Annotated in this window: 6 protein-coding genes; 3 read left to right on the plus strand and 3 right to left on the minus strand. The window is 62.6% G+C overall.

What is annotated here, in order from left to right; genetic code table 11:
• The first annotated feature begins 113 nt into the window (after window positions 1–113).
• Window positions 114–1,007, plus strand: coding sequence for a LysR family transcriptional regulator (locus B0E42_RS21980; protein ID WP_003184133.1), 894 nt, complete (start codon window positions 114–116; stop codon window positions 1,005–1,007).
• Between the two features lie 2 nt (window positions 1,008–1,009).
• Window positions 1,010–1,606, plus strand: a complete 597-nt coding sequence (locus B0E42_RS21985; RefSeq protein WP_018614408.1) for a tRNA-uridine aminocarboxypropyltransferase — start codon at window positions 1,010–1,012, stop codon at window positions 1,604–1,606.
• A 151-nt stretch (window positions 1,607–1,757) separates the two neighbouring features.
• Here B0E42_RS21985 and B0E42_RS21990 read toward each other — a convergent pair whose 3' ends face one another.
• The 3 genes from B0E42_RS21990 to B0E42_RS22000 form a co-directional block, all read right to left on the minus strand.
• Complete coding sequence (locus B0E42_RS21990) at window positions 1,758–3,122, minus strand: HlyD family type I secretion periplasmic adaptor subunit (RefSeq protein ID WP_053186500.1); 1,365 nt, start codon at window positions 3,120–3,122, stop codon at window positions 1,758–1,760.
• A 218-nt stretch (window positions 3,123–3,340) separates the two neighbouring features.
• Window positions 3,341–5,500 (minus strand): type I secretion system permease/ATPase, encoded by a 2,160-nt coding sequence (locus tag B0E42_RS21995; RefSeq protein ID WP_077507382.1) that lies wholly within the window; start codon window positions 5,498–5,500, stop codon window positions 3,341–3,343.
• Between the two features lie 31 nt (window positions 5,501–5,531).
• Complete coding sequence (locus B0E42_RS22000; protein WP_018614414.1) at window positions 5,532–6,890, minus strand: TolC family outer membrane protein; 1,359 nt, start codon at window positions 6,888–6,890, stop codon at window positions 5,532–5,534.
• A 454-nt stretch (window positions 6,891–7,344) separates the two neighbouring features.
• On the opposite strand from B0E42_RS22000, the gene B0E42_RS22005 reads away from it, so the two are divergent.
• A partial coding sequence (locus B0E42_RS22005; protein WP_139353198.1) for a retention module-containing protein occupies window positions 7,345–8,992 on the plus strand: 1,648 nt, incomplete at its 3' end.

Consider the following 8,992-nt stretch of genomic DNA (forward strand, 5'->3'; position numbering starts at 1 on the left):
TTCATGCGGTTTCCTCTGGAACCGAGGCGCCTGTATCGCGAGCAAGCTTTGCTCCCACAGATAAATCCCCTCGCCACAAATGTGCATTGACCTGCTTGTATGGAGACACCCCCATGGCCAACGCTCTACCCGACCTGAAACTACTGCGCATTTTTGTCAGCGTGGTCCGGCATCAGGGGTTCGCCAATGCCCAGCACGAACTCAACCTGTCCACGTCGGCCATCAGCACCTACATGAGCCAGCTTGAGTCGGCCCTGGGCCTGGTGTTGTGTCATCGCGGTCGGGGCGGGTTCAGCCTGACCAGCAAGGGCGAGTTGTTCCATCAGGAAACCTTGCGCCTGTTGGGCGAGCTCGAAGGGTTCGAGCAGTACGCGGCAGCGCTCAAGGGTGAACTGCGCGGCACGCTGAACCTGGGAGTGATTGACTCCACCGTCAGCGACAAGGCCTTGCCGTTCGCCGAAGCCATCGGTGCCTACAGCCAGGAGCATCCGGCGGTGCATTTGCACCTGTCGGTCATGAGCCCTTACGAGCTGCAACTCGGCGTGCAGGACAACCGCCTGGACCTGGCCATCGGTGCGTTTTCCACGCGCATGAGCGGGCTGGTCTACATGCCGCTGTACCGTGAACAGCACTGGTTGTATTGCAGCAACCGCCACCCGCTGTTCAACGAGCGGCGCATCCCCGAACAAGTCATCACCCAGCAGCGCATGGTCGGGCGCGGTTACTGGAGCCAGGCCGAACTGGCTCGCCACGGCTTCAAGCACAGCGCGGCGACCGTGGAGAGCATGGAGGCGCAGTTGATCCTGGTGTTGTCCGGCGCCTACGTCGGTTACCTGCCCGAGCACTACGCCCAGGCTTGGGTGGACAAGGGCGACTTGCGCGTGCTGCTGCCGGCGACCTTCGGCTATCAGGCGCCGTTTTCGATGATCGTGCGCCGTGGCCGCAGCCGCGAGCCGCTGATCCAGACCTTCCGCGATTTGCTCAAAGCTCAACTGAATCAGGCCTGACCATGTCCAGAACTCAATGCCCGCGCTGCCAACGACCGCAAAGCCACTGTCTGTGCCCGTTGATCCCCAGCCTCGACAGCCGCACCCGTGTCTTGCTGTTGCAGCATCCCAGCGAAGTGAACCATGCCTTGAACACCGCCCGCTTGGCGGCGTTGGGGCTTAACAACGCTGAACTGATCGTGGGCGAGGTGTTCGAGGATTTGCCCAGTTTGCTCAATCAACCGGGTTATCAGGCACGGTTGTTGTTTCCGGCTGACGATGCACAGCCGTTGCAGGCGTATGCGCCTTCCGATGAGCCGTTGCTGCTGGTCGTGCCCGACGGCACCTGGCGCAAGGCGCGCAAGCTGCTGCACCTCAACCCGCTGCTGGCGGCGCTGCCGAGGGTGACATTGGCCGAGGGCGGGGTGTCCCGTTACCGCTTGCGCAAGGCACCGGGGCCGGGAGCTTTGTCGACGCTGGAGGCGATTGTCCAGGCGTTGCAGGTGCTTGAGGCGCCGGCGAGCTTCGAGGGGTTGCTGAGGCCGTTCGAGGCGTTGATCGAGGGGCAGATTGCGGCGATGGGGGAGGAGACGTTTCGGCGTAACCATGCTGGGAAATAAGTCGTGACTGTGCTGGCTTCATCGCGAGCAGGCTCGCTCCCACAGTTGATCTCCAGTGCATGCAAAAATCTGCTAACACCACAGAACCAATGTGGGAGCGAGCCTGCTCGCGATAGCGGTAGAGCAATCAAAGAAAGTCTCAGCTTAAGGCCTATCGCTCGCGCATCGCCTCGGTCCGCGCCTTCAATACCGGCTTGAGTAAGTAATCCAGGACACTTTTCTCCCCGGTGATGATGTCCACCGTCGCCACCATCCCCGGAATGATCAGCAATGGTTTGGCATCCCCACCCAAGTGATTTTTATCGGTACGCACCTGGATCAGGTAGAAGCTGTTGCCCTTGTCGTCGGTGATGGTGTCGGCGCCGATCAGTTCGAGCTTGGCGCTCATCCCGCCGTAGATCGTGTAGTCGTAGGCGCTGAATTTGACCATGGCTTTCTGGCCTGGGTGCAGGAACGCCACGTCCTGAGGGCGGACCTTGGCTTCGATCAGCAGGTTGTCTTCCAGGGGCACGATTTCCACCATGTCGTTGCCCGGCTGCACCACGCCGCCGATGGTGTTGACCTTCAGTTGCTTGATCACCCCATGCACCGGCGAGACGACGGTGGTGCGGGTCACGCGGTCGTCGATGGCGATGCTCGAGGCGGTGATTTTCGACAGTTCGGTGCGTTTCTCATTGAGGTCCTTGGCCGCCTCGGAACGGAAGGTCTGTTCCGATTCGTCGATCTTGCTCTTGATCTCGTTGATCGCCGATTCGGCTCGGGGAATAGCCAGGGTGGTGGCGTTGAGCGAGCCGCGGATTTCCACCGCGCTGCGCTTGAGCCGCAGGATCTCCACCGGCGACACCGCCCCGGTGCGCACCAGCGGGGCGGACATGTTCATTTCTTCTTGCAGCAAGGCCAGGGCCGAGCTGAACTGGCCTTGCTTGGAGCGAAATTCCGCCAGCTCCTGGGTCTTCTGCCGCAGTTGTTCGGTCAGGGTGCGTTGTTCGCTGGCCAGGCGCCGTTGCCGTTGTTCGTATAGTGAGCGCTCATCCTCGGCCACTTGCGGGGCCTTGGCGATGACCTCTGCCGAGAGCGCGAAGGGCCGCCCTTCAGCCTCGGCCGACAGGCGCTCGACCTGGGCGGTCAGGGCATAGCGGTCAGCCTCGCTTTCGCCCTTGTTCGACAGGAAGCGCGTGTCGTCCAGGCGCAGCAGGGTGTCGCCCTTGTTCACCATCTGGCCTTCACGGACGAAAATCTCAGTGACGATGCCGCCCTCCAGGTTCTGGATCACCTGGATCTTGCTCGACGGAATCGCCTTGCCTTCGCCGGTGGTGACTTCCTGCAACACCGCGAACTTCGCCCAGACCAGCCCCGTGATGATCAACCCGGCGGCCAGCCACACGGTCACCCGCGAGCGGCGGGGCGAATCCTGCAGCGTGGCGCCAGCGGTTTCCGGCATGAACTCGCTTTCGGCGCTTTTGCTGAAACTGCCGAAGTAGCTTCGGGCGGCTGAATCCGGTGTTTGAGCAGACATGGGGCGGTACCCGTTGGTTAGAGAAAATAAAGCCAAACACATCCCTGTGGCTTGAGAGGGTTATCTGTGGGAGCAAGGCTTTTGTGGGAGCAAGGCTTGCCCGCGATACAGGCGCCTCGGTTCCAGTGAGACCGCATCAGCTTCATCGCGGGCAAGCCTTGCTCCCACACAAACCTGTTCCCACACAAACCTTGCTCCCACAGGTGGCGGTGTTGTTTCTATACCGCCGCGGAGCCCACACGCCCCTTGCGCAGCGCATCGATCACCGCCTCTTTCGGCCCATCCGCCACGATCCGGCCGTTATCCAGCACCACCAAGCGGTCCACCAGGCTCAGCATCGAGGTGCGGTGGGTGACCAGCAGCACGGTCTTGCCCTGTACATGGGTATGAAGCTTTTGCCGCAAAACGTCTTCGCTGCTGTTGTCCATGGCGCTGGTGGGTTCGTCCAGCAACAGGATCGGCGGGTCGAGCAGCAAGGCCCGGGCCAGCAGCACGGCCTGGCGTTGGCCACCGGAGAGCAGTTGCCCGCGCTCGCCCACCGGGCGGTCGAAGCCTTGGGGATGCTGGCGCGCCAGTTCGGTGACACCGGTCAGTTCCGCCACTTCCAGCATGCGCGCGTCGCTGACGTAGCGGGCGCCCAGGGTGAGATTGTCCCGCAGGCTGCCGGCCAGCAGCGGCAGGTCATGGGCGACGTAGCCGATCTGTTGGCGCAGGTCGGCGACGTCCAGTTGTCGCAGGTCCAGGCCGTCCAGCAGCAGTTGGCCTTCCTCGGGCGCATAGAAACCCATCACCAGGCGCGCCAGGGTGCTCTTGCCCGAGCCACTGCGGCCGATGATCCCGACCCGTTCGCCGGGTTTGAGGCTGAAGCTGATGTTCGCCAGCGCTGGGGTGCTCTGGCCGTTGTAATGAAAGGTCACGCCGTTGACGTCCAGCGCGCCCTGCAACTGGGTGCGATCCAGGGGCCGCTGCTTGGCGTCACGCTCCTGAGGCAAGGCCATCAGGGCATCGGTGCTGCGCATGGTGAGCTGGGCTTGCTGGTAACGGGTGATCAGTCCGGCGATCTGCCCGAGCGGGGCGAGCACCCGGCTGCCGAGCATGTAGGTCGCCACCAGCGCGCCGACGCTGAGGTTGCCGGCGATGATGCTGTAGACCCCGGCGACGATGGTCGCCATGCCCGCCAGTTGTTGCAGGAACAAGGTGCCGTTGGTCGCCAGTGCCGAGAGGTTGCGAGCGTGGCTGTCCAGGCGGGTGAGGGCGCCGTGGGTGCTTTCCCACTGATGCTGGCGCTCGCTCTCGGCGCTGCAGGCCTTGAGGGTTTCCAGGCCGCCGAGGGTTTCGATCAGCAGGGCCTGGCGCTGGGCGCCCAGGGCCAGGCTTTTTTGCACGGTGTCGCGCAGGCGCACCTGGATGATCATCGCGAAGACAATGGTGATCGGAAACGCCACCACCGGAATCACCACCAGCCAGCCGCCCAACAGGCCGATCACCACCAGCATCAGCAGGGCGAAGGGCAGGTCGATCAGGCTGGTGAGGGTCACCGCCGTGAGGAATTCGCGCAGACCCTGGAAGTCGTGGATGCTCTGGGCGAAGCCGCCGATGGTCACTGGCTTGGCCTTCATCGCCATGCCGGTGATGCGTTCGAACAGGGTCGCGGAGAGAATCACGTCGGTTTTCTTGCCGGCGGTGTCCAGCAGATGGGCGCGCACCACCCGCAATACCAGTTCGAAACCGGTGCCGATCAACAGCCCCACGGCCAGCACCCACAAGGTCGACGTGGCCTGGTTCGGCACCACGCGGTCGTAGGTCTGCATGACGAACAGCGGCACCATCAGGCCTAGCAGGTTGATCAGGAAACTCGCCAGGATTGCGTCGCTGTACAGCCAGCGCGACAGTTTCAAGGTGTCGCGAAACCACGCCTCGACCCGCGGCACCAGGGGCGAGCGCAGGTCTTCGAGTTCATGGCGCGGCCGGGCGAACAAGGCCTGGCCACTGTAGTCGAGGGTCAGTTCCTCGCGGCTGACCCACTGTTCGCCGCCGTCGGCTTCGCTGGGCAGGATCAGCGCCTTGCCATCCTCGCCCCAGCGCCTGAGTACCGCACAGCGCCCGCCCGCCAGGATCAACATCACCGGCAGGTTCAGGGGGGAAATATCCGCCAGCTCACGACGCAACAGGCGCGCCTGCAAGCTTGCCCGGGCCGCTGCGCGCGGCAGCAGGTCCAGGCTCAAGCGTTGGTGCGCCATAGGAAGCCCGGCGCTGAGGCTGGCGCGACTGACCGTCGCACCATGGAGTTTGCAGAGGATCAACAGACCGTCCAGCAAGGGATCATCGAAGTTCAGGCGCGGGTCAGCGCTCGGGGTTGCGGGTTCCATGCTGGTCACGTCGGTTGCTCCCATATTTTTTCGAGGGGGGCTACTTCAGTTCCGGCAGCCGAGCCTGATTCTTGACTTCGGTCTGCGCGACCGCATCGGCCGGCAGCACGATCCGTTGTTTGTGCAACAGCAGGCCCATGTTCGCCAGCACCCGGTACATCGAGTACTCCTCGGTGTAACGCACCTCGGTGTAGCGACGGTTGGCGTTGTACAGCTCGTTTTCGCTGTCGAGCAGGTCGAGCAGGGTGCGCTGGCCGAGACCGAACTGATCCTGGTACGCGGCGCGCACGCGGGCGGTGGTGTCGGCATATTCGCGGGCGGTGGGGGTCTGTTTGCGGGCGTTGAGCATCGCGTTCCAGGCCAGGCGTGTGTCTTCGTTGAGCTGGCGCAGGGCATTGTTGCGGATGTCCATGGCCTGGTTGATCTGGTGGGCGTTGGACGCCAGCCGCGCCTTGTCGCTGCCACCGCGGAACAGGTTGTAGTTCATCACCACGCCGACCCGCCAGTTGTTGTCGTGGCCTTCTTCGCCACCGATGTTGTTATTGGCGCCCACCGCCGCCTCGGCGTCGAAGCGCGGGTAGAACGGCGACTTCGCCACTTCGTACTGGCTCTCGGCGGACTGTATGTCGGCCTGGGCCGATTTCAGGTACGGGTTGTTATCCACCATGCTTTGCTGGGCTTCGCGCAGGTCGGCGGGGAGTTCGCCTTTGGTCGAGGGCGGCGCTTCCAGTTCATCGGGCATGCGCCCGACCACGCTGTAGAAGTTCGCCTCGGCGTCGGCCAGGTCGACCTGGGCGGTGTCGTAGTTGTTTTCCGCCAGGGCCCGACGGGCATTGGACTGGTCGGAGTCGGCGTTGCTGCCTACCCCACGCTCGGTGCGCAGGCCGATCTGGTCGTTGACCCGCATGTGCGCTTGCAGGTTGTTCTTGGCCAGGGTCACCAGCTCGCGACGTTTGAGCACTTCCAGGTAGACCTCGATGGTGCGCAGTGCCAGATCCTGGGCGGTGCCCTGGGCGTAATAGGCCCGGGAGTTGACCACGCCCTGGGTGCGCTGCACTTCATTGGCGGTGTTGAACCCGTCGAAGATCATCTGCCGCAGGCGCAGCTCCGATTGGGTGTAGGTCAGGATATTGGTGTGGTGATTGCCCAAGGCCCGGGTGTTGGTGTTGTCGCTATAGCCACGACCGTAACCGGCATTGAGATCCACCGATGGGAAAAAGCCCCCTCGGGCGACTTTGACGTCTTCATTGGCCGACAGACGGCTGTCCACCCGTTGTGCCAGCTCCGGGTGAGTGGCGATGGTGCTCTGGATCGCTTCGGTCAAGGACAGGGCCTGCGCCTGAGAAGAGCAGGCCATGGCCAGCAAAACCGCGCTGCAGAGGGGGGTTAGAACGCGCATGGGGTGCATCTCCTGAGGTCTGTAGTGCTTCGCTTGTCGCCAATATATTGACGTATTTAAGATCAAAACCGTTTCAACCTTGTAACAACACAGCTAAGAACATCCTGAGCAAAACCTAAGAAGAATTTCTCATAAGACTTATGCCGAAAAAAACTTATGTGCTTGAAAAAAACCGGCACATTGTTCAAAGCGAAAGCCTTTGAATCTGCGGGTTCCGACGGCTTTTAGGCGTCAATAAAAGTTCCATGCAGATTTTTAAACGACGTGAAGAAGTGCCGAAAGGGCGATGTGTGAGGCGGTTCTAGGTGACGGTTTTTTGTCGTTTTGGCGAATTGCCAGCACTTTCTGCTTTCACGAAAGCTGGCAGATTTTCCAGCTTTTTTGGTCGCCAACCCGAGGACGGATTCTTCACCCAGACAGGTGCCGATTGCGGTCGGCAACGGAGGAAATGCACATGGCAGCGCTCATCGGTATCGTCAGCAAAGTGGTCGGGCAAGTTTTCGCAGAAGCGGCCGGTGGCCTGCGGCGGCCTCTGGTCGAAGGCGATCGGCTTTACGCCGGCGAACACCTGGTCACCGGTGCCGAAGGGGCCGTGGCTGTTCATATGCAGAACGGCCAGACCTTGACCCTGGGCCGCGAAAGCAACCTGACCCTGACCCCGCAGTTGCTCGCCAACCATGCGCCTCATGTCGACACGCCCGACGCGGCGGCACCGAGTGACGCGCAACTGACCGATGTGCAAAAGCTGCAGCAAGCCATCGCTGCCGGTGCCGACCCGACTCAGACTGGTGAGGCCACGGCCGCTGGCCCCGAGGGCGGCAACCCGGGGGGCGTGGGCGGCGGGCACAGTTTTGTGCTGCTGGAAGAGGTCGGCGGGGAAATCGATCCGCTGATCGGTTTTCCGACGGCCGGGTTCAACGGGATTCCCGAGTTTCCACCGCTGCGCCTGGCCGGTGACCCGGACAACACGGACGACGATGCAACCGTGCCGCCGGTGACACCGGATAACCCGGTGACCCTCGACGGGGTCAATGTCGAGGGCGGCGAGCTGACCACCAACGAGGCCAATCTGGCCGATGGTTCGGCCAGTAATCCGGGGGCGCTGGTGCAAAGCGGCACCTTCACGGTCTCCGCGCCTGACGGGCTGAGCAGCCTGAGCATCGGCGGCATCAACGTGATCACCGGCGGCGTGCCCGTGGGCTTCCCCCAAACCATCACTTCAGCGCTGGGCAACACGTTGACCATCACTGGTTATGACCCGGCCACGGGGGTGGTCAGCTACAGCTACACCCTGACGGACAATGAAATCCATCCTGCCGGTGGCGGTGCCAACAACATTACCGAGCAGTTCCCGGTGGTGGCGGTCGACACCGACGGCGATACGGCCACCGGCACCCTGGACGTCAACATTACCGATGACGTGCCCCAGGCGATCGACGACAGCCACGCCAACACGGCGTCGGAAACCCTGGTCACCCTCACCGGCAACGTATTGCCCAACGACCATCAGGGCGCCGACCGGATCCCCACCGGTCCCGACAGCGGGCCGATCATCGGCGGGACGTTCACCGGCACCTACGGCACCCTGGTGCTCAACCCCAACGGCACGTACACCTACACCCTGAACACCAGCGATCCGCAATTCGTCGCGTTGCATGGCGGGGGCAGCGGCACTGAGACGTTCACCTACACGCTGACCGATGCCGACGGCGACACCAGCACCGCAAACCTGGTGCTGCAAGTGCACAACAACGACGACCCTGTGGTGTTGGTGGGCCTTGATGCCGAGGGTGGTGAGCTGTCGCTGCAAGAGAAAAACCTCAGCGATGGCAGCAGCCCGGATGCATCGGCGCTGACTCAAAGCGGCACCTTTACCGTGACTGCGTTGGATGGTGTGCAGACCTTGAGTGTTGGCGGCATCAACGTCGTCACCGGCGGTGTAGCAGCTGGTTTCCCTCAGTCGATTACCACCGCACTGGGTAATACGCTGACCATCACCGGCTACAACGCCACCACCGGCGTGGTCAGCTACAGCTACACGCTGCTGGACAATGAAGCCCATCCAAACGCCAACGGCGCCAACAGCCTCAGCGAACAATTTG

Origin of the sequence: Pseudomonas sp. A25(2017), from assembly GCF_002001065.1 — a bacterium.
Classification (GTDB): Bacteria; Pseudomonadota; Gammaproteobacteria; order Pseudomonadales; family Pseudomonadaceae; genus Aquipseudomonas; species Aquipseudomonas kilonensis.

Bases quoted from the DNA above. Each gene is read 5' to 3' on its own strand.
- B0E42_RS21980 (WP_003184133.1), top strand. From the start codon at position 114: ATGGCCAACGCTCTACCCGACCTGAAACTACTGCGCATTTTTGTCAGC.
- B0E42_RS21985 (WP_018614408.1), top strand. From the start codon at position 1,010: ATGTCCAGAACTCAATGCCCGCGCTGCCAACGACCGCAAAGCCACTGT.
- B0E42_RS21990 (WP_053186500.1), bottom strand. From the start codon at position 3,122: ATGTCTGCTCAAACACCGGATTCAGCCGCCCGAAGCTACTTCGGCAGT.
- B0E42_RS22000 (WP_018614414.1), bottom strand. From the start codon at position 6,890: ATGCGCGTTCTAACCCCCCTCTGCAGCGCGGTTTTGCTGGCCATGGCC.